This is a genomic window from Pseudomonas sp. GW821-FHT02A11, from assembly GCF_059421985.1.
In genome coordinates this window covers 8,440-31,831 of sequence record NZ_JBWKWB010000001.1, presented here as the reverse complement: position 1 = coordinate 31,831, position 23,392 = coordinate 8,440, and the positions used below count along the sequence as shown (strand labels likewise).

The window sequence follows — 23,392 nt, the reverse complement described above, 5'->3', positions numbered from 1 at the left end:
CACGACCGGGACTGGTGATTCTGCGTCGTTATAAAGGACAATCGGTTTTTTTAAACATCCTCAGGGGAGACCGGATGAAAGCCTCTTGGGATATTTTCTGTACCGTTGTGGATAACTTTGGCGACGTCGGCGTGACCTTTCGTCTGGCCCGACAGCTGGTTGCCGAGCACGGCATGAACGTGCGCCTGTGGATCGATGACCTGGCGGCGTTCGCCCGCTTGTGCCCGGGCGCAGATGCAAAGGCCGAGCAGCAACGGCGGGACGGCGTTGACGTGCGCTTCTGGGCAAAAGACTGGCAACCGGTCGAGCCCGCCGACGTGGTGATCGAGGCGTTCGGCTGTCATCTGCCGGCGACGCAGATCGAGGCGATGAAAGCTCGCCAGCCCAAACCGTTGTGGCTGAATCTGGATTACCTCAGTGCCGAAGAATGGGTCACGGGCTGCCACGGGCTGCCATCGCTGCAGTCCAGCGGCATTCAGAAATTCTTTTTCTTTCCGGGGTTTCGGCCCACCACCGGCGGTCTGTTGCGCGAAGCGGGGTTGATCGATCGGCGTCACGTATTCGAGCAGGACCCGGCCGCTCAGCAGGCCTTCCTCGCCGAGCTGGGCATTCATCCACAGCCCGGCGCACGCCTGATTTCGCTGTTTGCTTACGAGCACGCGGGGCTGGGGTCGTGGCTGGATGCGCTGGCCCAGGACGAGCAGGTCACGCATTTGCTGGTGCCGGAAGGGCGAATCATTGGCGATGTCGAGCGCTGGCTGGGTGCCGAAGGCCTCAAGGCGGGCGCTTTGCACGTGCACGACAATCTGACGGTCCAGGTGCTGCCGTTCGTGCGTCAGGATGATTACGACCGCTTGTTGTGGTGCTGCGCGTTCAACGTGGTGCGTGGCGAAGACTCGTTCGTGCGGGCGCAATGGGCCGGCCGGCCGATGATCTGGCACATCTACCAGCAGGATGACGACGCGCACTGGGCCAAGCTCGATGCGTTTCTGGAGTTGTATCTGGTGGGGCTTGGCGAGCAAGCAGGGCAGGCGCTGACCGAAGTCTGGCGCAACTGGAGCGCCGGGCAGGACATGACCCAGAGCTGGGCGGCGCTGGAAAAATACCGCAGCGAACTCGCGGCGCACGCTGAGCGCTGGTGTCTGGAACAGGCCTTGCAAGACGATCTGACGACTGCGCTGGTACAGTTTCACCGGAATTGGCTATGATACGCGCCCTTGTAGTAAGCCCTGTACGAAAAGTGGCTTTTCGTACAGGGCTTAGAAAGAACTTCAATCCAAATTCGGATATTCGTAATGAAAACTGGCAAAGAGCTTAAACCCGGTACCGTGATCAAGATCGACAACGATCCTTGGCTGGTTCAGAAAGCTGAATTCACCAAGTCGGGCCGTAACAGCGCGATCATGAAGACCAAGCTGAAAAACCTGCTGACCGGCTACAAGACCGAAACTGTTTACAGTGCTGACGACAAGCTGGAAGACGTGATCCTGGACCGTAAAGAAGCCACCCTGTCCTTCATCAGCGGTGACTCCTACACGTTCATGGACACCACCGACTACACCATGTACGAGCTGAACGCCGAAGACATTGAAGCCGTTCTGCCGTTCATCGAAGAAGGCATGACCGACGTCTGCGAAGCCGTTTTCTTCGAAGGCCGTCTGGTTTCCGTAGAACTGCCGACCACCATCGTGCGTCAGGTCGATTACACCGAAGGTTCCGCTCGCGGCGACACGTCGGGCAAGGTCATGAAACCAGCCAAGCTGAAAAACGGCACCGAGCTGAGCGTTGCTGACTTCATCGAAATCGGCGACATGATCGAAATCGATACCCGTGAAGGCGGTTCCTACAAAGGTCGTGCTAAATAAGCACTGCTTTTTGTAACGCTGGACACGAAAAAGCCCGACCATCGAGTCGGGCTTTTTTGTGGGCGGCGGTTTTATCCGGTTACCAGTTCATGATCCTGCCTCCAATGCCGGGGATGGGCGCGGATTACTTCAGGTGAACCTTCAATTCCTGCGACGCCTGCAACATCGCCGAGCGCACTTCCGGCACCTGGCTGACCACGTTGAGCAACCCGTAGTCGTGAATCATGCCGTTGTAGCGAACCGCAGTCACCGGCACACCGGCCTGATCCAGCTTGCGAGCGTAGGCTTCGCCTTCGTCACGCAACACGTCGGCTCCGGCGGTCTGCACCAGTGCGGGCGGCAGGCCTTTGAGCTGATCAGTCGTGGCGCGCAGCGGTGAGGCATAGATCTCGGCGCGTTGTTTCGGATCGGTGGTGTAGTTGTCCCAGAACCACTTCATCATGTTGCGCGTGAGGAAGTGCCCCTCGGCAAACTGCTCGTAGGAACCGGTATCGAAGTTGGCGTCGGTCACCGGCCACAGCAGCACCTGGTAACGAATCGCCGGGGTGCCTTTGTCTTTGGCCATCAGGCTGACGACCGCCGCCATGTTGCCGCCGACGCTGTTGCCCGCCACCGCCAGACGCTTGCCGTCGACGTTGATTTCCTTGCCGTGTTCAGCCACCCATTGGGTCGCTGCGTAGGCCTGGTTGATCGCCGTCGGGTAGTGCGCTTCAGGCGAGGGGGTGTAGTTGACGAACACCGCCACCGCACCGGAACCCTCGACCAGATCACGCACCAGACGCTCGTGGGTCGGGTAGTCGCCCAGCACCCAGCCGCCGCCGTGGAAGTACATGAACACAGGCAAGGTGCCCTTGACGCCCGCCGGACGCACGATGGTCAGGCTGATGTTCTGGCCGTCGACCGTGATGGTCTTCTGGCTGACATCGGCTTTGGGCAGAGTCAGCTTGACCCCTGCTTGCGCACCGGTCAGTACGGCGCGGGCGTCCTTGGGCGAAAGCTGCTCGATCGGCTTGCCGGTGCCCGAGTTCAGGGCATCGAGAAACGCTTGAGTGTTGTGCTCCACGCCCGTGTCGGTCGCCGCGAAGGCGTTGCCGATGGACAGAGCGAGGAGCGAGCCAGCCAGAATCTTGCCGAATGTGTTCATGGTCATCTCCGAAGCGGCGGTTGAGTTAGACGGTCACGTGCAGACGGACGTCAACGTTGCCGCGGGTGGCGTTGGAGTACGGGCAGACCTGGTGGGCTGCGTCGACCAGTGCTTGAGCGTCGGCCTGATCCAGACCTGGCAGGTTGATGTTCAGGTCGATGTCCAGACCGAAACCGCCAGGGATCTGGCCGATGCCGACGTGGGCCGTGATCGAGGCGTCAGCCGGGATGCTGCGTTTGCTCTGACCGGCAACGAATTTCAGCGCGCCGATGAAGCAAGCCGAGTAGCCGGCAGCGAACAGTTGCTCAGGGTTGGTAGCTTCACCACCGGCGCCGCCCAGTGCTTTCGGGGTCGCCAGTTTCACGTCGAGAATCTTGTCGCTGGAAACAGCACGGCCATCACGGCCACCGGTTGCGGTTGCGACTGCGGTATAGAGAGCTTGCATGATATTTCCTCACTTGATGATGTTGGCCTGAAGCCGGTTGTGTTTAGCGCTAAAGTTTTGTGCGCTAAGCAATTGAGATGAAATGTATTGCTCTAATGTTTGGCGCGCAAGATAATTTTTGAAAAAATTTGAGATTTGTCCTCTCTCTAAAGTCAACCTATTGATTCTAAAGTAATTAAAATTTCAACTGAGATGGCGTTTGTTCGCAGCTTCGGGGCAAAAAAGGCCAGCACGGTGGCTGGCCTTGAAGGGCGGGGGGCGGTGATTACAGGCTGTCGTGCAGATTCCCGCGCAAGCTGAGCAAATCTTGCTGCAACGCTTTCAGTTGCTCCAGGCTGATCCCGCTGGCCGCAAGGATGCAGTGCGGAATGCTCTGAGCCTTTTTGTGCAGTGCCTTACCTTGGTCGGTCAGGGTCAGCAGCACGACGCGCTCGTCTTCCTTGCTGCGGGTGCGGCGGATCAGGCCCTCGGTTTCTAGGCGCTTGAGCAAAGGTGTCAATGAGCCGGGATCGGTCAGCAGGCGTGTGCTGACTTCTCCTACGGTCAGCCCGTCGCGTTCCCACAGCACGAGCATGGCCAAATACTGCGGGTAGGTCAGCTTCAGCTCTAAAAGCAGCGGCTTGTACACCTTCGTCATCATTAGAGACGTGGAATACAGGGCAAAACACAGCTGGTTGTCCAGCCGCAACTCGTCGCAACTGCCAGCGCCAGCCGTGGTGAAGCTTTCGTCGGCGTTCATTGAAAGGGTCCTCGGTGAATCCATAGTGATCGCTAATTTAGTGCCATGATCTTTAATGCACCAGATAATTTCGGTAATCGGTTGCAGGGGATTTCTCTATCAACAGCGTAGGAAACGCCCTCAGCGCTCGTAAAACCACGTTTCGTGAACCTACTCACCACACTTCGTTGATGTTAACGGCCGCCTGCCGATTTCCCCGACACGTCTTCCTGCGTAGCATGCGCGCTGAATTCATCCAGAGGACCGAACGTGATTGTCGATGTGTTGATGTACCTGCTGCTGGGCGCGGCCATGGGCACTTTGGGTGGCCTGTTCGGCATTGGCGGCGGGCTGGTGGCGATTCCCGCGCTTGGCGTGCTGTTCGGCCTGGATCAGCAATTGGCCCAGGGCACTGCGCTGCTGATGGTGCTGCCCAACGTGCTGCTGGCGCTGTGGCGCTACAACCAGCGCAATCGGATTTCCGTGCGCAACGCGATGATGCTGATCGGGCCGAGCTTTTTCGTGTCGTGGCTGACATCGCTGTGGGCCGTGCGCATTGATGCCCAGAGTATGCGCGTCGGCTTCGTGGGTTTTCTCCTCATACTGACGTTGTTCAACCTGATCCAGATGTACTGGCGCAAAGGCAATGCTGACGCGCAGCTGCGTCACAGCAAATGGCTGTGGGTGCTGGGGGTGGGTTCCGGTGTGACGGCGGGCATGTTTGGCGTGGGCGGCGGGGTGATCGCGACGCCGATCCTGACCGGCGTTTTTGGCGCGACGCAAGTTGTAGCCCAGGGCTTGGCGCTGGCGCTGGCGGCCCCTGCCACGGTGATCACCCTGACCACTTACGCCTTTCACGGTCATGTGAACTGGCTGATGGGCATCCCGTTGGCCATCGGTGGTTTGGCGAGTATCAGTTGGGGCGTTGCGCTGGCTCATAGCCTGCCTGAGCGTCTGCTGCGTTCGCTGTTCTGCGTCTTTCTGGTGCTGTGCGCGATCATGCTGTGCTTCAGGGTGTGAGGCTGCTGAGCACCCCATTCACAGTTTGAAACCCTCTGCGATGTGATCGGCCAGGCACTCGGTGATCGGCGAGGGATTGTTCGGGTTGCGCAGCAGCACGATGCTCGCCGATGGCAGTTGCGGCAACCCCTCGGTCTCGCCAAGCACTCGCAAATCGGAAGTGATCAGGCTCTGCAGCTGCGCCGTCACTGCAAGGCCGGCGCTGACCACCGCCATGATCGCCGACAGGCTGGCACTGGTGTAGGCGACGCGGTATTCACGGCCCGCCGCATCCAGCGCATTGCTCGCCCACAACCGGCAGAAACAGTCGCTATTGAACATCGCCAGCGGAATAGGGTTTTGTTCATGGGGGCAGAAGCCGGCGGCCTCGGCCCAGACGAAACGCTCCTGACGCAAGATCTGCCCGATCTCCTTGCCCGGCTCGCGAGTGACGATGCTCAGGTCAAGGTCCTGACGCTGCAGCAGCTGCGCCGATGACTCGCAATGCACCTCCACCTGAATCAGCGGATAGGCCTGAGCGAAGCGCGACAGGATGCCCGGCAGAAAGCGCATGACGTAATCGTCCGGGGTGCCGATCTTGACCGTGCCGATCATGTGCGGCTCGCGCAGTGTGTTGAAGACCTCGCTGTGCAGTTTGAGGATGCGCCGCGCGTAACCCAATAGCACCTGGCCTTCGGCCGTGAGGTTCAGCACGCGGCCGTCTTTCTGAAACAGCGGTCGCTGCACCACGTCATCTTCCAGCCGCTTCATCTGCATGCTGACCGCCGACTGCGTGCGGTTGACCACTTCGCCGGCTTTGGTGAAACCGCCCTGATCAGCGATCGCGACAAAGGTGCGCAGCAGCTCACTGTCGATACTCGGGTAGGTGGTCATCGCATCAATCTCCCAGATGCAGTGCATCAGAAACATTCGTTGGATTGATCTTAATCCCGGGCAGAGAATCTAGCCATCCCCACTTGGAGGGCAAGATGATGAAAGGTCAAAAAGGTTATGTGCTGGTACTGAAAACCCTGTCCCACGATTCGTTGATCGAACGCGCCTGGCACGCCGTGACGCTGCAGATCGCCCGGTGGCGCAGGCTGCACCGGGAGCGCGCGCTGTTGGCGAGCCTGAGTGACGATGCGTTGAAGGACATTGGTCTGTCGCGGGCCGATGTGCTCGAAGAGGCCGAGCGGCCATTCTGGGATGATCCGATGAAGCATTGATGGGTGTACAAATGATCAGCGGGATCGGGTAGTTTTGCAGATCGACCAGGAGGTCCTGAATGCCTGCAGAACTGCCGATTCAACACTCGCTGTCCCTCAAGCAAGCCCGTCGCCTGGCGCTGTCGGTCCAAGGCTTCAATGGCCGCCAGCCGCCTGCGACGATCACCTCTCGTCACGTCACGCAATTGATCGAGCGCCTCGGTGTGCTGCAGATCGATTCGGTCAACGCGCTGGTGCGTTCGCACTACCTGCCGCTGTATTCGCGCCTGGGCAACTACTCGCAGAAGCTGCTGGATCAGGCGGCATGGAGCCAGGGCCGACAGCGAAAACTCTTCGAATACTGGGGTCACGAGGCGTCGTTGCTGCCGGTCGAGTTGTACCCGCTGATGCGCTGGCGCATGCAGCGCGCGTCTCAGGGCAAGGGTATCTATCAACAGATGGCCAAATTCGGTCGCGAGCAGCAGGCCACCATCGCTCGCGTGTTGCAGGCTGTGCGAGATCAGGGCGCGCTTGGCGCGGGCAGTCTGACTACGCGTCAGGAGCGCGCCGGCCCCTGGTGGGATTGGAGCGAAGAAAAGCATGCGCTGGAATGGCTGTTTGCGGCGGGTGAGGTGACCGTGGCCGGGCGTCGCGGCTTCGAGCGTCTCTACGATTTGCCTGAGCGTGTGCTGCCGTCGTCAATCATCAATCACCCGCCGTTGAGCGAAGCGGATGCCCAGCGCGGTTTGCTTCTGCATGCGGTCAAGGCGCTGGGCGTCGGCACCGAAAAGGACATCCGCGATTATTTTCGTCAGGACCCCGCACCTGCCAGGGCGGGGCTGGCTGAATTGATGGAGGAAGGCGCCATCGAGGCGGTTCAGGTCAAGGGCTGGAAACAGCCTGCGTATGTGCTGCCTGATTTCAAGGTGCCGAAAAAGGTCACGGCCAGCGCTTTGTTGTCGCCCTTTGACTCGCTGATCTGGGAGCGGGCACGCACTGAGCGGCTGTTCGAATTTCACTATCGGCTGGAGATCTACACCCCGGCACACAAGCGGGTGTACGGCTATTACGTGCTGCCGTTTCTGCACAACGAACGCATCGCTGCGCGTGTCGATCTGCGCGCCGAGCGTGCGGCGGGAAGGCTGGCGGTGCACGCGGTTCATGAGGAAGAACCGGGGCTGGATGAAGAGGGGATGTTTGCACTGGCAGCCAACCTGAGGCGGCTGGCGGACTGGCTCGGGTTACCGGAGGTATTGATCAACTGTCAGCGCGCCAGCGCGGCGCGCTTGCGGGTGGCGTTTGTCAGTGCCGGATATCAGCACCTTTGATTGACGTACGCCCCCTCACGAACACCACAAAAACCTGTAGGAGACGTCGGAGGTTACGACGGCAGCGAAAGCGGTGGGTCAGCTGCAGATGTGTTACCTGACCCACCGCATTCGCCACTGTCGCACAGCTCCGGTAGCTCCTACAGGAGTTGTGTACATTCGCCGAGCCGTCACACCCCTTTAGCGGCGCACCTGCTTCAACGTCTCGGCAATCAAGAACGCCAGCTCCAGCGATTGGTCGGCATTCATCCGTGGATCACAGTGAGTGTGGTAACGGTCCGACAAACCATCTTCGGTAATCGGACGCGCGCCGCCGATGCATTCGGTGACGTTCTGCCCGGTCATTTCGATGTGGATGCCGCCTGCGTAGGTGCCTTCGGCCTGATGCACCTGGAAGAACTGCTTCACCTCACCAAGGATCTGCGCGAAGTCGCGGGTCTTGTAGCCGCTGCTGGCTTTGATGGTATTGCCGTGCATCGGGTCGGAGCTCCACAGCACCTTCTTGCCCTCGCGCTCCACCGCACGAATCAAGCCGGGCAGGTGATCGCCGACCTTGTTGGCGCCCATGCGCGCGATCAGGTTCAGGCGGCCTGGGTCGTTGTCCGGGTTGAGGATGTCGATCAGGCGAATCAGGTCGTCGGTGTTCATGCTCGGGCCGACCTTCACGCCAATCGGGTTCTTCACCCCGCGCAGAAATTCCACATGAGCGCCGTCCAACTGACGGGTGCGATCACCGATCCACAGCATGTGCGCCGAGCAATCGTAGAAATCGTTGGTCAGGCTGTCGCGACGCACGAAGGCTTCTTCGTAATTGAGCAGCAGCGCTTCATGGGCGGTGAAAAAGCTGGTTTCGCGCAATTGCGGCGAGGTGTCCATGCCACAGGCGCGCATGAATGCGAGGGTTTCATCGATGCGATTGGCGAGCTGGCTGTACTTGTCGGACAGCGCGGAGCTGGCGATGAAATCCAGGTTCCACTGATGCACTTGGTGCAGGTCGGCAAAACCGCCTTGGGCGAACGCGCGCAAAAGGTTCAGCGTCGCGGTGGACTGGTGATAGGCCTGCAACAGGCGATCCGGGTCGGGCACGCGGCTCTTTTCATCGAAGCCGATGCCATTGATGATGTCGCCGCGATAGGCAGGCAGGGTCACGCCATCGATGGTCTCGTCATTTGACGAACGAGGCTTGGCGAACTGACCTGCCATGCGCCCGACCTTGACCACCGGGCAGCCTGCGGCAAAGGTCATGACGATCGCCATTTGCAGCAACACCTTGAAGGTGTCGCGGATTTTCGCCGCCGAGAATTCGAAGAAGCTTTCGGCGCAATCGCCCCCCTGCAACAGGAACGCGCGACCCTCGGTGACCTCGGCAAACTGGCGACGCAGCTCGCGGGCCTCACCGGCGAACACCAGCGGCGGATAACTGGCCAGGGTCTGCTCCACACGCAGCACATGCTTGGCGTCGGGGTACTGGGGTTGTTGCTGGATAGGCAGGGTCCGCCAGCTGTCGGGGCTCCAGGGTTGGCTCATGTTCTACTCGAAATCAGGGCGATCGGACGGCCATGGTAGCAGTTCGTCCCGATAATTTGCGTGACCTGCGGGGGGTCCATCGTCGACAATCCGCCGCTTCCTGCGCGACGTGATGTATGGGCATCGCTGCCGACTTCTGTAGGAGCGAATTTATTCGCGATAGAACTGACAGGTGACAGAGAGGTGTCGGCTTGGCCGTCCTCTGGCGAATGAATTCGCTCCCACAGGGTGTCCCGATCACTTTGGCTTCTAGCAAGAGAACTGCAATGACCGAGGAGCGTGTAGAGCGCGTGCTGGCTGAAGTTCACGATGACTTCGGCATGATCCGCGTGCTGGAAGTGGAGGATTACCGCTTCCTGGAGTTCGGCGACGCCATCGAGCAGAGCTGCACCTTCACCGCTGACCCAAGCTGGCTGGAATACGACTACACCCGCGCCATGCTGATTGGTGCGCTGTGTCATGAGGCGCCGGAAAGCGCGCTGTTCATGGGCCTTGGGGCCGGCACGCTGACCCAGGCATGCCTGAAGTTTCTGCCGCTGGACGATGTCGAGGCCATTGAACTGCGCCCCGACGTGCCGCGGCTGGCCATGGAATACATGGGCCTGGCGGACGATCCACGCCTTTATATACGCGTCGGCGATGCGCTGGCGTTGCTGCCCACGGCCGAAAACGCGGACCTGATCTTCGTCGACCTCTATACCGACACCGGCCCTGCGGTCGGGCATCTGGCCTGGGGTTTCCTGGAGCAATGCCAGCAGCGGCTCAACCCGGGCGGCTGGCTGATTATCAACCAGTGGGCGTCCGACGATGGCAAGCCGTTGGGCGCGGCGCTGTTGCGTGGCCTGTACCACCGTCATTACTGGGAGTTGCCGGTCAAGGAGGGCAACGTGATCCTCATGGTCCCGGCCGATCTTGACCAGACCCTGGACATCGACGCGTTGACTGCGCGCGCCGAAGCCCTTGCGCCGCAGCTGGGCTATTCGCTGCTGTCACTGATCAAGGCGGTTCGCCCGGCTACCTGATTGCGCCTTGACGGTGAATCGGGTTAATCGTTTAAGTGCCAAGGCCAGCAGGGCCGGGCTTCAAACGGATGATCACATCACGGGGGGCTGCGCGGCATCTGAGTAGGGCTGATGCAAAGTGCTTAATGTGTGAAAAAAATACTCACTTTCTTTGGCAATTCCGGTATAGTGCGCGCCGGCCTTTCATAGGGCCGTCGTCATGGCATGGGTCTGCGAAGCCTTTCTTCGTAGACCGGTTCTCATACGAACTATCCTTGACGATCCATTCATCAATACGTTTTCGCAAATCCCCGCCGACAAAGCAGCCAGGGTGACCTCAGGGTCTTACACGGCACGCGCAGCTTTGAAGCATGGGTCTTTGCGGATGCACTCAGAGGCAGACCCATGACCCAGGAAACCGGCGGCTTCGCCGCTCTCGACCTTCATCCGAATATTGTTGCAGCCGTTATCGCTACCGGCTACGAAGAGCCTTCGGCCATTCAGCAGCAATCGATCCCGATTATCCTTGCCGGTCACGACATGATCGGTCAGGCGCAGACAGGTACCGGTAAAACCGCGGCCTTCGCACTGCCAATCCTGAATCGCATCGACCCGGCAAAACGCGAGCCGCAAGCGCTGATCCTCGCGCCGACTCGTGAGCTGGCCCTGCAAGTGGCCACCGCGTTCGAAACCTACGCCAAGCAAATGCCGGGCGTGACCGTTGTGGCTGTCTACGGCGGTGCGCCGATGGGCCCACAGCTGAAAGCCATCCGCAATGGCGCTCAAATCGTTGTCGCAACGCCAGGCCGTCTGTGCGACCACCTGCGTCGTGACGAAAAAGTCCTGGCCACCGTGAACCACCTGGTGCTGGACGAAGCTGACGAAATGCTCAAGCTTGGCTTCATGGATGACCTGGAAGTCATCTTCAACGCCATGCCTGAAAGCCGTCAGACCGTACTGTTCTCGGCGACCCTGCCGCAGTCGATCCGTGCGATCGCCGAGCGTCACCTCAAAGACCCGAAACACGTCAAGATCCAGAGCAAGACCCAGACCGTTACCGCGATCGAGCAGGCTCACCTGCTGGTTCACGCTGACCAGAAGACCTCTGCCGTTCTGAGCCTGCTGGAAGTCGAAGATTTCGACGCCCTGATCATGTTCGTGCGCACCAAGCAAGCCACTCTGGATCTGGCCAGCGCCCTGGAAGCCAAAGGCTACAAGGCCGCTGCGCTGAACGGCGACATCGCCCAGAACCAGCGTGAGCGCGTCATCGACTCGCTCAAGGATGGCCGTCTGGACATCGTTGTCGCGACCGACGTCGCTGCCCGTGGTCTGGACGTTCCGCGCATCACTCACGTGTTCAACGTCGACATGCCGTACGACCCTGAATCCTACGTTCACCGTATCGGCCGTACCGGTCGTGCCGGTCGCGAAGGCCGTGCGCTGCTGCTGGTGACGCCGCGTGAGCGCCGCATGCTGCAAGTGATTGAGCGTGTAACCGGTCAGAAAGTTGCCGAGGTTCGCCTGCCGGACTCGCAAGCCGTTCTCGACGCCCGCATCAAAAAGCTGACCAACAGCCTCGCGCCGCTGGTGGCTGACGCCGAAGCAAGCCATGGCGAACTGCTGGATCGTCTGACTGCCGACATCGGTTGCAGCCCGCGTGCCCTGGCCGCAGCCCTGCTGCGCAAGGCTACCAACGGTCAGGCGCTGAACCTGGCAGCCATCGAGAAAGAGCGTCCACTGGTGCCGAACAACGCGCCACGTGGTGATCGCGCCGATCGTCCATCGGGCGACCGTCCTGATCGTGGTGACCGCGAGCGTCGTGCGCCAATGCCGCTGGGCGAAGGCCGTGCTCGTTGCCGTACCGCGCTGGGTGCGCGTGACGGTATCGCTGCCAAGAACCTGCTGGGCGCTATCCTCAACGAAGGTGGTCTGGCCCGTGAAGCGATCGGTCGCATTCAGGTGCGTGACAGCTTCAGCCTCGTCGAGCTGCCAGAAGATGGCCTCGAGCGTCTGCTGGCCAAGCTGAAAGACACCCGTGTTGCCGGCAAGCAGCTGAAGCTGCGTCGTTATCGCGAAGACTGATTGGCGTTGAGCTGATGGTCTGAACAAAAAAATCCCCGACTGGTTCGGGGATTTTTTTGCCTGAGTTTCGGGGTAGCGCTTTGGTGACTGTTGACGGGGCATTTTTGCCGGATGAATACCCTGTGGGAGCGAATTCATTCGCGCGACGTCGGTACATCCGACAGAGATTCATCGGACATCAAGCCGTCTCGCGAATGAATTCGCTCCCACAGGATTGTGGTCAGCGGCGAAATCCGAGGTAGGGAAAGCGGCTGGTCATCCGAAACGATAGATATCCATCCCCAACGCCCCCAGGGTGAAACCCTGATGCGCGATGCTGAATTCACCTCCTGCGCCCCGTGCGAAATACAGCGGCAGCAGATGCTCGTCGCTCGGGTGATTGCGTACCGCATTGGGCGCCTGACGCCGGTAGTCGTGCAGGACGGCTTCATCGTTGGCTGCCAGCTTTTCCACCATCCAGTCACGGAACACCAGCGCCCAGGGCTCGACGCTTTCCGGGCCCGCATGCCAGTCCAGTTCGCGCAGGTTGTGGGTGATGCTGCCTGAACCGATCACCAGCACTTCTTCATTGCGCAGGCTCTTCAGCGCTTCGCCGACGCGGGTCTGCAGTTCAGGGCCCATGCGCGAAGGCAGTGACACCTGCACAACCGGGATGTCCGCCTGTGGGTACATCAGCGACAGCGGCACCCAGATGCCATGGTCGAACGGGCGACGGCTGTCCATGCGCGAAGGCAGGTTGGCAGCGGCCAGCAGCTCCATCACGTGACGGGTCAGGTCGGGAAGGCCGGGAGCCGGGTATTGCACGGCGAACAGCGCGGCGGGGAAGCCGCCGAAGTCATGCCAGGTTTCCGGTTGCGGGTTGCCGTTAACCAGCAGCTCGTTGCTTTCCCAGTGCGCAGAAACCATCACGATGGCCTTCGGGCGCGGCAGTTCGGCTGCCAGACGCTGCAGCGCCGGGCCACTCTCGCCGGGTTCCAGAGCGAGCATCGGAGAGCCATGAGAAATGAACAGGCTGGGGAACATGTCGGGCGTCCTGAGCGTATAAGATACGGGGCATGATCAGGCAGATCATTGATCCAAATCTAATATAAGTTTTAGCGCCGTTTGATCGAAATATCAGGAGCATTTATGGAGCCGCAGTTTTGGCATGAGCGCTGGGCGATCAATCAGATTGGCTTCAATCAGTCAGAGGTGAATCCTTATCTTGTAAATCTGTGGCCGGAGCTGAACGTGAAGCGCGGCGAGCGGGTGTTGGTGCCGCTGTGCGGCAAGACCATCGACATCAACTGGCTGGCTGCTCAAGGGCTGCAGGTGATCGGGGCCGAGCTTTCCGAGAAGGCCGTGCGGGCCTGGTTCAGTGAAAACGGCGTTTCGCCGGAGATCGAAACCCGTGGCGCTTTCAAGGTGTACGCCCATAAGAACGTCGAGATCTGGTGTGGCGATTTCTTCGCGCTCAAGCCCAAGGATGTAGGGCATTGCACGGCGTTGTATGACCGGGCCGCGATGGTCGCCTTGCCGCCTGGCATGCGCTGGCGTTATGTCGAGCAGGTCAATCGCCTCATGGCCCAGGACTCGCGCGGTCTGCTGATTACCCTGGATTACGATCAGACGCAGAGCGATGGGCCGCCGTTTTCGGTGGACGAAGACGAGGTGCAGCAACTGCTGTCCCCAGAGTGGCGAGTGAAGATGATCGGCGAGTGGGATGTACTGGAGCAGAGCGCCAAGTTCAGGCAGGCGGGCGTGACGCGTTTGATGGAGTACGCCTACCGGCTGTTCCGGCGGTAGAACGGATGCCAACGACGCTGCGGTTTCCCTGTGGGAGCGAATTCATTCGCGAATAGGCAGGTACATGCACAGGAGGTGTGTCGGATGTACCGACGTCTCGCGAATGAATTCGCTCCCACAGGCGTTCTGCGTCAGTCGTAGAACGATTTTCAAGGCAAAAGAAAAGGGCGACCGACGTCGCCCTTTTTTGTTTTGCCAGGTAATCAACCGCGACGGCGCAGGGCCTCGATGCGTTCTTCCAGCGGCGGATGGCTCATGAACAGGCCGGCCAGGCCGTGCTTCAAACCGCCGTTGATGCCGAAGGCGGTCAGGCTGTCGGGCATTTGCACTGGCACGCCCTGTTCCGAACGCAGGCGCTGCAGGGCACTGATCATCGCACCGGTACCGGCCAGGCGGGCGCCGGCGTCGTCGGCGCGGTATTCGCGTCTGCGCGAGAACCACATGACGATGGCGCTGGCCAAAAAGCCCAGGATGAGCTCGGCGACGATCGTTGCGATGTAGAAGGCGATGCCGCGGCCTTCTTCGTTTTTGAAGATCACCTTGTCGACGAAGTTGCCGATGATGCGGGCGAAGAACATGACGAAGGTGTTCACAACGCCCTGAACCAGCGCCAGGGTGACCATGTCGCCATTGGCCACGTGGCCGATTTCATGGGCCAGTACCGCTTTCACCTCTTCAGGCGAGAAGCGCTCCAGCAGGCCTTGGCTGACGGCCACCAGTGCGTCGTTCTTGTTCCAGCCGGTGGCGAAGGCGTTCGCTTCGTAGGCCGGGAAAATCCCGACTTCCGGCATTTTGATACCCGCCTCGCGGGACAATTGTTCGACAGTCTGCAGCAGCCATTGTTCGTGGCGGGTGCGGGGTTGGGTGATGATTTCGGTCCCGGTACTCATCTTCGCCATCCATTTGGAGATGAACAGCGAGAACAGCGAACCGGCGAAACCAAAGACGGCGCAGAAGATCAGCAGCTGATTGAGGTTGAGATCAACCCCATTGGCCGCCATGAACCCATTGAAGCCAAAAAGGCTCAAGGTGATGCTGGCAATCAGCACGACCGCAAGGTTAGTGGCCAAAAACAGCAAGATGCGCATCATGATCTGGAGTTTCTCCTCGTGAAGAATGTGTAACGTGTTGCGGGGTATATAAGGTGATGTCGGTGGCTATTCAACCGGGCGACTATTTCAAACTGTGTCGTTTGTCGTCACCAACGCGATTATGGGCAGTTGGCAAGAGAGTAGGGGGAGAGCGATTGTTGCGCGATCGACTGTGACGACATGGATTGTAGGAGCGCGCTTGCCCGCGATTGCGCTCTGTCAGGCGATCATTACTTCACAGACAAACCGCTATCGCGGGCAAGCGCGCTCCTACAGGAGCAGCATTACTGCTTATACGTCTTCAAGAAATTACCGATCCGGCCAATGGCCGCTTCCAGATCGTCGACGCGCGGCAGGGTGACCACGCGGAAGTGGTCCGGCCATGGCCAGTTGAACGCTGTGCCCTGAACGATCAGCAGCTTTTCGGAGAGCAGCAGGTCCAGCGCGAACTTTTCGTCGTTGTGGATCGGGCAGACCTTCGGGTCGATGCGCGGGAACGCGTACAGCGCGCCCATCGGCTTGACGCAGCTGACGCCGGGAATGTCGTTGAGCAGCTCCCAGGTGCGGTTGCGCTGTTCGAGCAGGCGGCCCGGCGGCAGTATCAGGTCGTTGATGCTCTGGTAGCCGCCCAGCGCGGTCTGGATCGCGTGCTGGCTCGGCACGTTGGCGCACAGGCGCATGTTGGCCAGGATGTCGATACCTTCGATGTAGCTCTGGGCATTGTGTTTCGGGCCCGAGATGGCGATCCAGCCGGAGCGGAAACCCGCCACGCGGTAGGACTTGGACAGGCCGTTGAAGGTCAGGCACAGCAGGTCCGGCGCAAGCGAAGCGGTGCAGATGTGCACGGCGTCGTCGTACAGGATCTTGTCGTAGATTTCATCGGAGAACACCACCAGATTGTGCTGTCGAGCGATTTCCAGCATGCCCAGCAGCACTTCTTTGGAGTAGACGGCGCCAGTCGGGTTGTTCGGGTTGATGATCACCATGGCCTTGGTGTTCGGGGTGATCTTGGCCTTGATGTCTTCAAGGTCAGGCCACCAGTTGGCCTGTTCGTCGCACAGGTAGTGCACCGGGTTGCCGCCGGACAGCGCAACAGCGGCGGTCCACAGCGGATAGTCGGGGGCCGGGACCAGCACTTCGTCGCCGTTGTTCAGCAGCGCCTGCATGGACATCACGATCAGCTCGGAGACGCCGTTGCCCAGGTAGATGTCTTCGATGCCGACACCTTCGACCTGCTTCTGCTGGTAATACTGCATCACCGCCTTGCGCGCGCTGAACAGGCCTTTGGAGTCGCTGTAGCCCTGAGCGGTCGGCAGGTTGCGGATCACGTCCTGCAGTATTTCGTCCGGCGCCTCGAAACCAAATGGCGCCGGGTTGCCGATGTTCAGCTTGAGGATGCGATGGCCTTCCTCTTCCAGGCGTTTGGCGTGCTTGAGCACGGGCCCGCGAATGTCGTAGCAGACGTTGGCGAGCTTGTTCGATTTGCTGAACTGCATGTGTTAGATCCCAAATAGAAGGGTTCGCGCTGGATGGAGAAGGCGGACCGCTAAGCACAACGCCACCAAAATGAATTTGTATGCCTGTAAGGCCGGTGACAGACTGGCGTCAAACGAAGGCGCAATCATACGTGCCACCCGATCCGTGGAAAAGACACAGATCGGGCTTTTTCAGTTGTGGAGGTGTACCCGTGGAAAAGCTGGAAAAAACCCTCGAAGAATGGAAGCAGATGCTCGACCCAGAGCAGTACAACGTCTGCCGCCTGAAGGCCACCGAGCGTCCCTTCACCGGCAAATACAACAGCACCAAGACCGATGGCGTTTACCACTGCGTGTGCTGCAACGAGGCGTTGTTCGACTCCACCACCAAGTTCGATTCGGGTTGCGGCTGGCCCAGCTTCTATGCGCCGATCGAAGGCAGCGCGGTGGTGGAAGTGCGCGATGTCAGTCATGGGATGATTCGCACCGAAGTGGTCTGCGCCAAATGCGAGGCGCACCTGGGTCATGTGTTCCCCGACGGTCCGCCGCCGACCGGCTTGCGTTACTGCATCAACTCCGTGTGCCTGGACCTAGTGCCTCGCGAAGCCTGATGCCGTGATATCACGCCTAATAATTGAATGGCGCGCCAATCACTGGCGCGCTAATTTCGCGGTTTGATTCTTCCCGAGGCGTTGCCATGAGCGAAAGTTTGCTGAATATCCCGGTGCAGACCATCAAGGGCGAGCAAAAGACTCTCGCCGATTATGCTGGCAAGGCCGTGCTGGTGGTCAATACCGCCAGTAAATGCGGCTTCACGCCCCAGTACAAAGGCCTTGAGGAATTGTGGCAGCGTTACAAGGATCAGGGGCTGGTGGTGCTGGGCTTTCCGTGCAATCAGTTCGGCAAGCAGGAGCCGGGCAATGAGGGTGCGATTTCCGAGTTCTGCGAGCTGAATTACGGGGTGAGCTTTCCGCTGTTCAAGAAGATCGATGTGAATGGCAGCGATGCCCATCCGCTGTTCGTGCAATTGAAGAAACAGGCACCGGGTTTGCTGGGGTCGGAACGCATCAAGTGGAACTTCACCAAGTTTCTCGTCGGTCGAGACGGCAAGCTGGTCAAGCGCTATGCGCCGTTGACCAAGCCTGAAGAATTGAAATCGGATATTGAAGCGCTGCTTAAATAGCAGCACCGCTGTGACCGGTAGCCTGATGGCGCAAGATGACCTGTGGGAGTGAGCTTGCTCACGAAAACGCTGGTACAGCCAAGACGTCTTCATCGGCTGCACGCCAGCCTTCGTGAGCAAGCTCACTCCCACAGATTTGTCGTGCGCCGCATTGCGTGGCTCGGCATACAGTTTCAATGCTCCTGAACCACCGGAACCCACTGATCGAGCACCGTGATCAGCTCTTCCCGATGAAACGGCTTGGCCAGATAGTCATTCATCCCTGCATTGCGGCAGTGTTCGCGTTCTTCGGGCATGGCGTTGGCGGTCAGGGCGATGATCGGCAGGTCGGCCCATTTGTCGCTCTGGCGAATGAGCCGGGTGGCTTCATAGCCGTTCATTACCGGCATATTGCAGTCCATCAGCACCAGGTCGAACCGGCTGCGCTCCAGCTGTTGCAGCGCTTCGCCACCATGGCTGCTGACCACCACCTCACACCCCAGCTTGCTGAGCATGCCCCTGGCCACCAACTGGTTCACGGGGTTGTCTTCGACCAGCAGAATCCGCGCGCGATGAGCCACAGGCAGCTGAGCGGACGGGCGATCGCCAACAGGCGAGCCATCGATCTGCAGGATGCGGGTCAGGGCCTGATGCAGAACGCTGCGCGACAACGGCCGGGCCTGCTGCTGCAACGGTGCCAGCGCCACGACCTGATCGGCGGGCATGAAATTGCCGTAGGCGGTTACCAGCAGAATCGGGATGCCCATGGCAGGGCGCAGGCCAACCAGGCATTCGGGGCAGTCGGTGATCAGCAGATCGGGCTGCACATCCGCTTGAGGGGCGTTGGCGGAAAAATGCCGATAATCGATGCCCCATTCCGGCAGCAGCCTGCTCAGCAGTTCGGTCAGCCCGCTGCCTTTGGCGCTGACCACCACTACCCGCCCCTTGAGCAGCGGCCAGGCGGGCGCCGGGGTGTGGGCGGGCAGGGGCAGGTCGGCGTAAAAGCGACTGCCCACGCCGGGGGTCGATTCAATCTTCAGTTGGCCGTTCATGGCTTCGCACAAGTTGTGCGTCAGTGTCAGCCCCAGCCCGGTGCCGCCGTATTGGCGGGTGATGGCGGCTTCGGCCTGGGTGAAAGGTTCGAAGATTTTCGCTTGGGCGTCCTGCGCGATGCCGATGCCGGTGTCGCAGACCTCGATACGCACCTTGTCCTGATGCTGACTCAAGCGAATGTCGACGCGCCCGGCACGGGTGAATTTCAGCGCGTTGGACAGCAGGTTGCTGACGATCTGCCGCACCCGGGTCGGGTCGCCCAGCACCAGTGCGGGAAACGTCGGCTCGATCAGGCAAGTCAGCTCGACACTGGGCGCGGCGTTCTGCGACAGCAGGTTGGCGGTGTCTTCGATGAGGGTGCCAAGGTCGAACGCAATGCGCTCGAGCTCCAGCTGCCCGGCGTCGAATTTCGACAGGTCGAGAATATCGTTGAGCAGCTCCACCAACACTTTGCCCGAGTCGTGGGCGATCGACAGTTGCTGGCGTTGCTCGGCGCTCAGCGGGCCGTCCAGAGACAGTGCCAGCATGCCCAGCAAACCGTTCAACGGCGTGCGGATTTCATGGCTCATGTGCGCCAGAAACGCTGAACGCGCATGGGCCATGTCCAGCGCGGTGCTGCGGGCGATCTGCAGCTCTTCATTGGACTGGCTGAGCCGCGCGTTGCTGGCCTTGAGCTCTTGGGTGCGGGCAGAGACGACGTTTTCCAGCTCATTGAGGTGATCGGTCAGACGGTTTTCTGCATCCTGGCGGCGACCGAACTCGGAGGCGACATTCTCGAACTGTTGATTGGTCACCTGCACCAGCACACCGATCTCATCCCGGCTGTGACCTCGTGGACAGTCCAGCGGCACCTGATCGGGGCTGCGCGTGTCGCGGTTGGCCAGCGCTCGGATCACGCCGGTCAGGGGCTTGGTCAGGGTCAGATAAAACAGGCCCAGCAGAATACAGGCGAAGATCAGGCTGCGGATGAAACCGTTGAGCAGGGTGATCTCCGCGCGCTGCAGGAAGTGGCTGCCAAAGGCGAAAGTGTCAACGTCCACGTGCAGCGTGCCGATGGTCTCGTTGGGCATGTGCTCAAGGTGAAGAACGTCTTCGAACTGACGGCTCTTGCCGAACAGCGAGTCGCTGAGCATCCGGTACGGGCTTTGTGCCGGTGGGCGTGAGACCGCAGCCAGCAGCACATCGTTATTGTCGACCAGACGCACGCCGATCACCGCGGGGGAGTGCAGCAGGCCGGAGGTCAGTTCCTGGGCAAGCTCGGCGTCGATGTTATAGGCGATGCGCGAGGCCGGGTTGTGACTGATTTGCAGCAAAGAGCGAATTTCACGATCGATGGACGCGTCTTCGCTGGCATAATCGAGCGCAATTTGAAACAGGCTGGACAGGGTTCCCAACAGGAAGCCGATCAAAACGGTCAAACGGGCCTGTTTGAACGACAGTCGATGGGTGATTGGTATATCCATAAGGGCGCTTGATCCAAAGGGCACTTGCACATCGCGTGTCCGTCGCGGATCAAGCATAGCTGATCGCTCAACGGCTTTAACCCGTTAAATCAAGGAGACATCGTGGACTCTCGGTTGAACGCATTTCTGGAACGCGCCGAATCGGTTCTGGCGCGACTCGAGCCTCTTCTGCCGGCCGTACGTGCGCCGGTGGATTGGGAAAAGTCCCTGGCCGCACGCTGGGTGCGCGAAGGTCGCGTGGGTTACCTGATGCCTCTTGAGGTGACCCTGGACATGCGCCTGTCCGATCTGATCGGGGTCGATCATCAGCGCGCGCAACTGGGTCGCAACACCCAGCAGTTCATCGACGGCCTGCCTGCCAACCATGCGCTGCTGTGGGGCTCGCGCGGCACCGGCAAATCGTCGCTGGTTCGCGCGTTGCTGGCCGAGCACGCCAAGGCCGGCCTGCGTCTGATCGAGATCGAGCGCGATCACCTGGGCGATCTGCCGCGGGTGGTCGAGCAGCTGCAGAAGCTGCCGCAGCGTTTCGTGCTGTTTTGCGACGACCTGTCGTTTGAATCCGGCGAAGGCGATTATCGCGTGCTCAAAAGCGTACTCGACGGCTCGCTGGAGCAGGCTCCGGACAACGTGCTGCTGTACGCCACCTCCAACCGACGTCACCTGGTGCCAGAGAAGGAGAGCGACAACGCTCACTGGCAGCGTGGCGACGACGGCGAGATTCACCCGAGCGAAGCGGTTGAGGACAAGATTGCCCTGTCCGATCGCTTTGGCCTGTGGCTGTCCTTTTATCCCTTCACCCAGGAGCATTACCTGGACGTGGTGGAGCATTGGGTCGGCGAGCTGGCGGGCAAGGCTGGCCTTTCGTGGCAGCGTGATGGCGAGTTCGACATCCTGGCCGTGCGCTGGGCCACCGGCCGTGGCAACCGCAACGGCCGCTGCGCCTATCAGTTCGCCCGTTATTGGGTCGGTTTGAAAATGCTGGAGCAACACCCATGATCGATTTGAATGCAGCAGGGCAGGGCCTCGAAGGCTACACACTGCTCGCCGCACAGCTTGAGTCCCTGCTGGCGGACGAGCGCGATTTGATCGCCAACGCCGCGCAGTTCTCGGCCTTCCTTTATACCCAGCTGGACGACCTCAACTGGGCAGGTTTCTACCTCAATCGCAATGAGGAACTCGTGCTAGGGCCGTTTCAGGGCCAGATCGCCTGCGTGCGAATTCCGTTCGGCAAGGGTGTTTGCGGCGCGGCGGCGCAAAGCCGGGAGACTCAGCGCGTGCTGGATGTGCATGAGTTCCCGGGGCATATCGCCTGCGACAGCGCGTCCAACAGCGAGCTGGTCGTACCGTTGGTCAAGGATGGGCGTCTGATTGGTGTGCTGGACCTGGACAGCCCGAGTCTGGCGCGTTTCAGCGAGGCGGATCAGGTGGGGATTGAAACGTTGGCGGCGATTTTTCTGAAGGCCACTGACTGCTGAGATTGAGGGACGGGCCTGGTTTGGGGCCAGGCGCAGATTCAACTGTGGGAGCGAATTCATTCGCGATGCGATCGTACGGCCGATAAAGATCTGTCGAATGCACGGGCCAATCGCGAATGAATTCGCTCCCACAGAAGTCCACAGTCGCCGCGAAGTGCGAGGCTGGCTGAGAGGACACCGATTCGCGAGGCCCTCCGGGCCATCAGTCGTAGATGGCCTTCTTCTTCCATTCGGCTTCGGCGTCGTCTGCTTTCAAACCTGCGGTCAGCTCGTTGTTGTCGTCTTCGGTCGGTGCAATCTGGTCCAGCACCATCGCGTTGACCCGCGCCAACTGACGCTCCATCGCCTGCAGGTGGGTTTTCCACGGCGCAGGTTCCGGCTGGTTCTTCAGATATTGAACGCCGCGCTCGAAGGCAAGACGCGCCTGACCGGGCTGATCCTGATTCAACGCCTGCTGGCCCAGGTTGTTGAAGAACTCGATGTGCAGCAGCACCAGCATATTGCGAATCTCGCGAATCCAGTGCTTGGCTTCGGCGGTCTGCAGGAAACCGTCATGGGCCGCACGCGTCACCTGACCGTGCATCGCTTCCAACAGGAAGCGCACATCCTTGGCCTTGGCCTCGGTCTGGATGGGGCTGACCGGGTTGCTGATCTTGATGTTGTCGCCTTGAGCGACCAGCGCTTCAAGTTCAGTCTCGCGCTCCTGGATGCCGGGGTTGTTTCTTCTTTCCAACGCGATCAGGCGCTTGACCACGTTCAGCTCAAGGCGCACCAGCAACAGCTTCAGCGTCGGGCTCATCAGCTGGCCGGGGAAGGTTTCTGACAACTCGCTGCAGCGACGCAGACGGTCATTGAGTTCGACGAGCGTGCGGGCACGTTCTACCTTTTTAGCTTCGGCGACGTGGTTCAGGTAGCCGATGGCAACGAGGAGTACGATGCCTGCTACAACCATCAGGGTGATAATGAGTGGTGTCACCGTACAAGCCTCGATCAAGTTATGTGCGCCGAGTGTAGTGGCTATGCACTATCGCGGGAAGGCTAGTCATCGGCGTGTCTATTAATAGAGATACCTGCCCCTACTTCTGTATCGGCCGACCATTACCGAAGAAGAGGGCGAAGTCATTGATTTGAATAAATTTTCATTGGGGGGTTGACGACCCTTCCAACCATCCATAGAATGCGCGCCACTTGCAGCGTAAAGCACACAGCGAAGCGTAGCAGGGAGTGAATGTTGTAGCGTGTCCCCTTCGTCTAGTGGCCTAGGACACCGCCCTTTCACGGCGGTAACAGGGGTTCGAGTCCCCTAGGGGACGCCATATTGCGGGAATAGCTCAGTTGGTAGAGCACGACCTTGCCAAGGTCGGGGTCGCGAGTTCGAGTCTCGTTTCCCGCTCCAATTTTAAGCAGCTTTGCTCCAGGGCGAAGCTGAGTGAAACCAGAACACATCTTTGGATGTGAGTCTGGAACTGAAACACTCAACCATGGTGTTTCAGGCAGTGTCCCCTTCGTCTAGTGGCCTAGGACACCGCCCTTTCACGGCGGTAACAGGGGTTCGAGTCCCCTAGGGGACGCCA

Annotated in this window: 22 protein-coding genes and 3 tRNA genes; 15 read left to right on the top strand and 10 right to left on the bottom strand. The window is 60.0% G+C overall.

Annotated elements, in window-relative coordinates; translation table 11 throughout:
* The first annotated feature begins 74 nt into the window (after nucleotides 1-74).
* Both earP and efp read left to right on the top strand, forming a co-directional pair.
* Nucleotides 75-1,208: an elongation factor P maturation arginine rhamnosyltransferase EarP gene (gene earP, locus AC07V9_RS00150; RefSeq protein ID WP_495013682.1), complete on the top strand. Its 1,134-nt coding sequence runs from the start codon at nucleotides 75-77 to the stop codon at nucleotides 1,206-1,208.
* An 87-nt stretch (nucleotides 1,209-1,295) separates the two neighbouring features.
* Entirely contained in the window at nucleotides 1,296-1,865 is a 570-nt protein-coding gene (gene efp / locus AC07V9_RS00145; protein WP_495013681.1) for an elongation factor P, read from the top strand.
* A 124-nt stretch (nucleotides 1,866-1,989) separates the two neighbouring features.
* Here efp and AC07V9_RS00140 read toward each other — a convergent pair whose 3' ends face one another.
* From AC07V9_RS00140 to AC07V9_RS00130, 3 genes are all read right to left on the bottom strand, one after another.
* The gene (locus AC07V9_RS00140; protein ID WP_495013680.1) at nucleotides 1,990-3,009 is read right to left on the bottom strand and encodes an alpha/beta hydrolase; all 1,020 of its coding nucleotides are present in this window, start codon (nucleotides 3,007-3,009) and stop codon (nucleotides 1,990-1,992) included.
* Nucleotides 3,010-3,034: 25 nt separating this feature from the next.
* Nucleotides 3,035-3,454 (bottom strand): organic hydroperoxide resistance protein, encoded by a 420-nt coding sequence (locus AC07V9_RS00135; protein ID WP_495013679.1) that lies wholly within the window; start codon nucleotides 3,452-3,454, stop codon nucleotides 3,035-3,037.
* Between the two features lie 265 nt (nucleotides 3,455-3,719).
* Nucleotides 3,720-4,193, bottom strand: coding sequence for a MarR family winged helix-turn-helix transcriptional regulator (locus AC07V9_RS00130; RefSeq protein WP_495013678.1), 474 nt, complete (start codon nucleotides 4,191-4,193; stop codon nucleotides 3,720-3,722).
* Nucleotides 4,194-4,460: 267 nt separating this feature from the next.
* Here AC07V9_RS00130 and AC07V9_RS00125 point away from each other — a divergent pair, with 267 nt between their 5' ends.
* Nucleotides 4,461-5,192 carry a sulfite exporter TauE/SafE family protein gene (locus AC07V9_RS00125; protein ID WP_495014108.1) on the top strand — a complete coding sequence of 244 codons (732 nt, stop codon included), beginning with the start codon at nucleotides 4,461-4,463 and terminating at the stop codon, nucleotides 5,190-5,192.
* Between the two features lie 18 nt (nucleotides 5,193-5,210).
* Here AC07V9_RS00125 and AC07V9_RS00120 read toward each other — a convergent pair whose 3' ends face one another.
* Nucleotides 5,211-6,065 carry a LysR substrate-binding domain-containing protein gene (locus AC07V9_RS00120; RefSeq protein ID WP_495014107.1) on the bottom strand — a complete coding sequence of 285 codons (855 nt, stop codon included), beginning with the start codon at nucleotides 6,063-6,065 and terminating at the stop codon, nucleotides 5,211-5,213.
* A 98-nt stretch (nucleotides 6,066-6,163) separates the two neighbouring features.
* On the opposite strand from AC07V9_RS00120, the gene AC07V9_RS00115 reads away from it, so the two are divergent.
* Both AC07V9_RS00115 and AC07V9_RS00110 read left to right on the top strand, forming a co-directional pair.
* Nucleotides 6,164-6,397: a DUF1127 domain-containing protein gene (locus AC07V9_RS00115; RefSeq protein ID WP_495014106.1), complete on the top strand. Its 234-nt coding sequence runs from the start codon at nucleotides 6,164-6,166 to the stop codon at nucleotides 6,395-6,397.
* 59 nt (nucleotides 6,398-6,456) lie between these two features.
* Nucleotides 6,457-7,704: a winged helix-turn-helix domain-containing protein gene (locus AC07V9_RS00110; protein WP_495013677.1), complete on the top strand. Its 1,248-nt coding sequence runs from the start codon at nucleotides 6,457-6,459 to the stop codon at nucleotides 7,702-7,704.
* Nucleotides 7,705-7,884: 180 nt separating this feature from the next.
* Here the strand turns inward: AC07V9_RS00110 and AC07V9_RS00105 are convergent, their stop codons facing one another.
* Nucleotides 7,885-9,231 carry a class II 3-deoxy-7-phosphoheptulonate synthase gene (locus AC07V9_RS00105; RefSeq protein ID WP_495013676.1) on the bottom strand — a complete coding sequence of 449 codons (1,347 nt, stop codon included), beginning with the start codon at nucleotides 9,229-9,231 and terminating at the stop codon, nucleotides 7,885-7,887.
* A 266-nt stretch (nucleotides 9,232-9,497) separates the two neighbouring features.
* Here AC07V9_RS00105 and AC07V9_RS00100 point away from each other — a divergent pair, with 266 nt between their 5' ends.
* Both AC07V9_RS00100 and AC07V9_RS00095 read left to right on the top strand, forming a co-directional pair.
* Entirely contained in the window at nucleotides 9,498-10,253 is a 756-nt protein-coding gene (locus AC07V9_RS00100) for a spermidine synthase (protein WP_495013675.1), read from the top strand.
* 384 nt (nucleotides 10,254-10,637) lie between these two features.
* Nucleotides 10,638-12,314, top strand: a complete 1,677-nt coding sequence (locus AC07V9_RS00095; RefSeq protein ID WP_495013674.1) for a DEAD/DEAH box helicase — start codon at nucleotides 10,638-10,640, stop codon at nucleotides 12,312-12,314.
* A 255-nt stretch (nucleotides 12,315-12,569) separates the two neighbouring features.
* Here the strand turns inward: AC07V9_RS00095 and AC07V9_RS00090 are convergent, their stop codons facing one another.
* Nucleotides 12,570-13,337 carry a DODA-type extradiol aromatic ring-opening family dioxygenase gene (locus AC07V9_RS00090; protein ID WP_495013673.1) on the bottom strand — a complete coding sequence of 256 codons (768 nt, stop codon included), beginning with the start codon at nucleotides 13,335-13,337 and terminating at the stop codon, nucleotides 12,570-12,572.
* 105 nt (nucleotides 13,338-13,442) lie between these two features.
* Between AC07V9_RS00090 and AC07V9_RS00085 the strand changes: the two genes are divergently transcribed.
* Nucleotides 13,443-14,099: a thiopurine S-methyltransferase gene (locus AC07V9_RS00085; protein ID WP_495013672.1), complete on the top strand. Its 657-nt coding sequence runs from the start codon at nucleotides 13,443-13,445 to the stop codon at nucleotides 14,097-14,099.
* Between the two features lie 203 nt (nucleotides 14,100-14,302).
* On the opposite strand, the gene htpX is transcribed toward AC07V9_RS00085, so the two are convergent.
* The gene (gene htpX / locus AC07V9_RS00080) at nucleotides 14,303-15,190 is read right to left on the bottom strand and encodes a protease HtpX (protein WP_495013671.1); all 888 of its coding nucleotides are present in this window, start codon (nucleotides 15,188-15,190) and stop codon (nucleotides 14,303-14,305) included.
* A 284-nt stretch (nucleotides 15,191-15,474) separates the two neighbouring features.
* Entirely contained in the window at nucleotides 15,475-16,686 is a 1,212-nt protein-coding gene (locus tag AC07V9_RS00075; protein ID WP_495013670.1) for a pyridoxal phosphate-dependent aminotransferase, read from the bottom strand.
* A 191-nt stretch (nucleotides 16,687-16,877) separates the two neighbouring features.
* On the opposite strand from AC07V9_RS00075, the gene msrB reads away from it, so the two are divergent.
* A complete protein-coding gene (msrB, locus tag AC07V9_RS00070) occupies nucleotides 16,878-17,276 on the top strand; it encodes a peptide-methionine (R)-S-oxide reductase MsrB (protein WP_495013669.1) in 399 nt (132 codons plus the stop codon).
* Between the two features lie 86 nt (nucleotides 17,277-17,362).
* Complete coding sequence (locus AC07V9_RS00065) at nucleotides 17,363-17,848, top strand: glutathione peroxidase (RefSeq protein ID WP_495013668.1); 486 nt, start codon at nucleotides 17,363-17,365, stop codon at nucleotides 17,846-17,848.
* Nucleotides 17,849-18,021: 173 nt separating this feature from the next.
* On the opposite strand, the gene AC07V9_RS00060 is transcribed toward AC07V9_RS00065, so the two are convergent.
* Nucleotides 18,022-20,343, bottom strand: coding sequence for a hybrid sensor histidine kinase/response regulator (locus AC07V9_RS00060; protein WP_495013667.1), 2,322 nt, complete (start codon nucleotides 20,341-20,343; stop codon nucleotides 18,022-18,024).
* 102 nt (nucleotides 20,344-20,445) lie between these two features.
* Between AC07V9_RS00060 and AC07V9_RS00055 the strand changes: the two genes are divergently transcribed.
* Nucleotides 20,446-21,339, top strand: coding sequence for an ATP-binding protein (locus AC07V9_RS00055; RefSeq protein WP_495013666.1), 894 nt, complete (start codon nucleotides 20,446-20,448; stop codon nucleotides 21,337-21,339).
* On the top strand, nucleotides 21,336-21,818 hold the full coding sequence (locus tag AC07V9_RS00050; RefSeq protein WP_495013665.1) for a GAF domain-containing protein: 483 nt from the start codon (nucleotides 21,336-21,338) through the stop codon (nucleotides 21,816-21,818). The genes AC07V9_RS00055 and AC07V9_RS00050 overlap by 4 nt, the downstream gene beginning before the upstream one ends.
* A gap of 202 nt (nucleotides 21,819-22,020) precedes the next feature.
* Here the strand turns inward: AC07V9_RS00050 and AC07V9_RS00045 are convergent, their stop codons facing one another.
* Nucleotides 22,021-22,794 carry a hypothetical protein gene (locus tag AC07V9_RS00045; RefSeq protein WP_495013664.1) on the bottom strand — a complete coding sequence of 258 codons (774 nt, stop codon included), beginning with the start codon at nucleotides 22,792-22,794 and terminating at the stop codon, nucleotides 22,021-22,023.
* Nucleotides 22,795-23,058: 264 nt separating this feature from the next.
* Between AC07V9_RS00045 and AC07V9_RS00040 the strand changes: the two genes are divergently transcribed.
* From AC07V9_RS00040 to AC07V9_RS00030, 3 genes are all read left to right on the top strand, one after another.
* A tRNA-Glu gene (locus tag AC07V9_RS00040) sits at nucleotides 23,059-23,134 on the top strand.
* A gap of 4 nt (nucleotides 23,135-23,138) precedes the next feature.
* A tRNA-Gly gene (locus AC07V9_RS00035) sits at nucleotides 23,139-23,214 on the top strand.
* Nucleotides 23,215-23,316: 102 nt separating this feature from the next.
* Nucleotides 23,317-23,392, top strand: a tRNA-Glu gene (locus tag AC07V9_RS00030).

Excerpts from the sequence above, each read along its gene's own strand:
- AC07V9_RS00125 (WP_495014108.1), top strand. The coding sequence starts at position 4,461 with ATGTACCTGCTGCTGGGCGCGGCCATGGGCACTTTGGGTGGCCTGTTC.
- AC07V9_RS00065 (WP_495013668.1), top strand. The coding sequence starts at position 17,363 with ATGAGCGAAAGTTTGCTGAATATCCCGGTGCAGACCATCAAGGGCGAG.
- AC07V9_RS00085 (WP_495013672.1), top strand. The coding sequence starts at position 13,443 with ATGGAGCCGCAGTTTTGGCATGAGCGCTGGGCGATCAATCAGATTGGC.
- AC07V9_RS00105 (WP_495013676.1), bottom strand. The coding sequence starts at position 9,231 with ATGAGCCAACCCTGGAGCCCCGACAGCTGGCGGACCCTGCCTATCCAG.
- AC07V9_RS00075 (WP_495013670.1), bottom strand. The coding sequence starts at position 16,686 with ATGCAGTTCAGCAAATCGAACAAGCTCGCCAACGTCTGCTACGACATT.
- AC07V9_RS00140 (WP_495013680.1), bottom strand. The coding sequence starts at position 3,009 with ATGAACACATTCGGCAAGATTCTGGCTGGCTCGCTCCTCGCTCTGTCC.
- efp (WP_495013681.1), top strand. The coding sequence starts at position 1,296 with ATGAAAACTGGCAAAGAGCTTAAACCCGGTACCGTGATCAAGATCGAC.
- AC07V9_RS00115 (WP_495014106.1), top strand. The coding sequence starts at position 6,164 with ATGAAAGGTCAAAAAGGTTATGTGCTGGTACTGAAAACCCTGTCCCAC.
- AC07V9_RS00100 (WP_495013675.1), top strand. The coding sequence starts at position 9,498 with ATGACCGAGGAGCGTGTAGAGCGCGTGCTGGCTGAAGTTCACGATGAC.
- AC07V9_RS00110 (WP_495013677.1), top strand. The coding sequence starts at position 6,457 with ATGCCTGCAGAACTGCCGATTCAACACTCGCTGTCCCTCAAGCAAGCC.
- AC07V9_RS00120 (WP_495014107.1), bottom strand. The coding sequence starts at position 6,065 with ATGACCACCTACCCGAGTATCGACAGTGAGCTGCTGCGCACCTTTGTC.
- AC07V9_RS00060 (WP_495013667.1), bottom strand. The coding sequence starts at position 20,343 with ATGGATATACCAATCACCCATCGACTGTCGTTCAAACAGGCCCGTTTG.
- htpX (WP_495013671.1), bottom strand. The coding sequence starts at position 15,190 with ATGATGCGCATCTTGCTGTTTTTGGCCACTAACCTTGCGGTCGTGCTG.
- AC07V9_RS00135 (WP_495013679.1), bottom strand. The coding sequence starts at position 3,454 with ATGCAAGCTCTCTATACCGCAGTCGCAACCGCAACCGGTGGCCGTGAT.
- AC07V9_RS00090 (WP_495013673.1), bottom strand. The coding sequence starts at position 13,337 with ATGTTCCCCAGCCTGTTCATTTCTCATGGCTCTCCGATGCTCGCTCTG.
- AC07V9_RS00130 (WP_495013678.1), bottom strand. The coding sequence starts at position 4,193 with ATGAACGCCGACGAAAGCTTCACCACGGCTGGCGCTGGCAGTTGCGAC.
- AC07V9_RS00095 (WP_495013674.1), top strand. The coding sequence starts at position 10,638 with ATGACCCAGGAAACCGGCGGCTTCGCCGCTCTCGACCTTCATCCGAAT.
- earP (WP_495013682.1), top strand. The coding sequence starts at position 75 with ATGAAAGCCTCTTGGGATATTTTCTGTACCGTTGTGGATAACTTTGGC.
- AC07V9_RS00050 (WP_495013665.1), top strand. The coding sequence starts at position 21,336 with ATGATCGATTTGAATGCAGCAGGGCAGGGCCTCGAAGGCTACACACTG.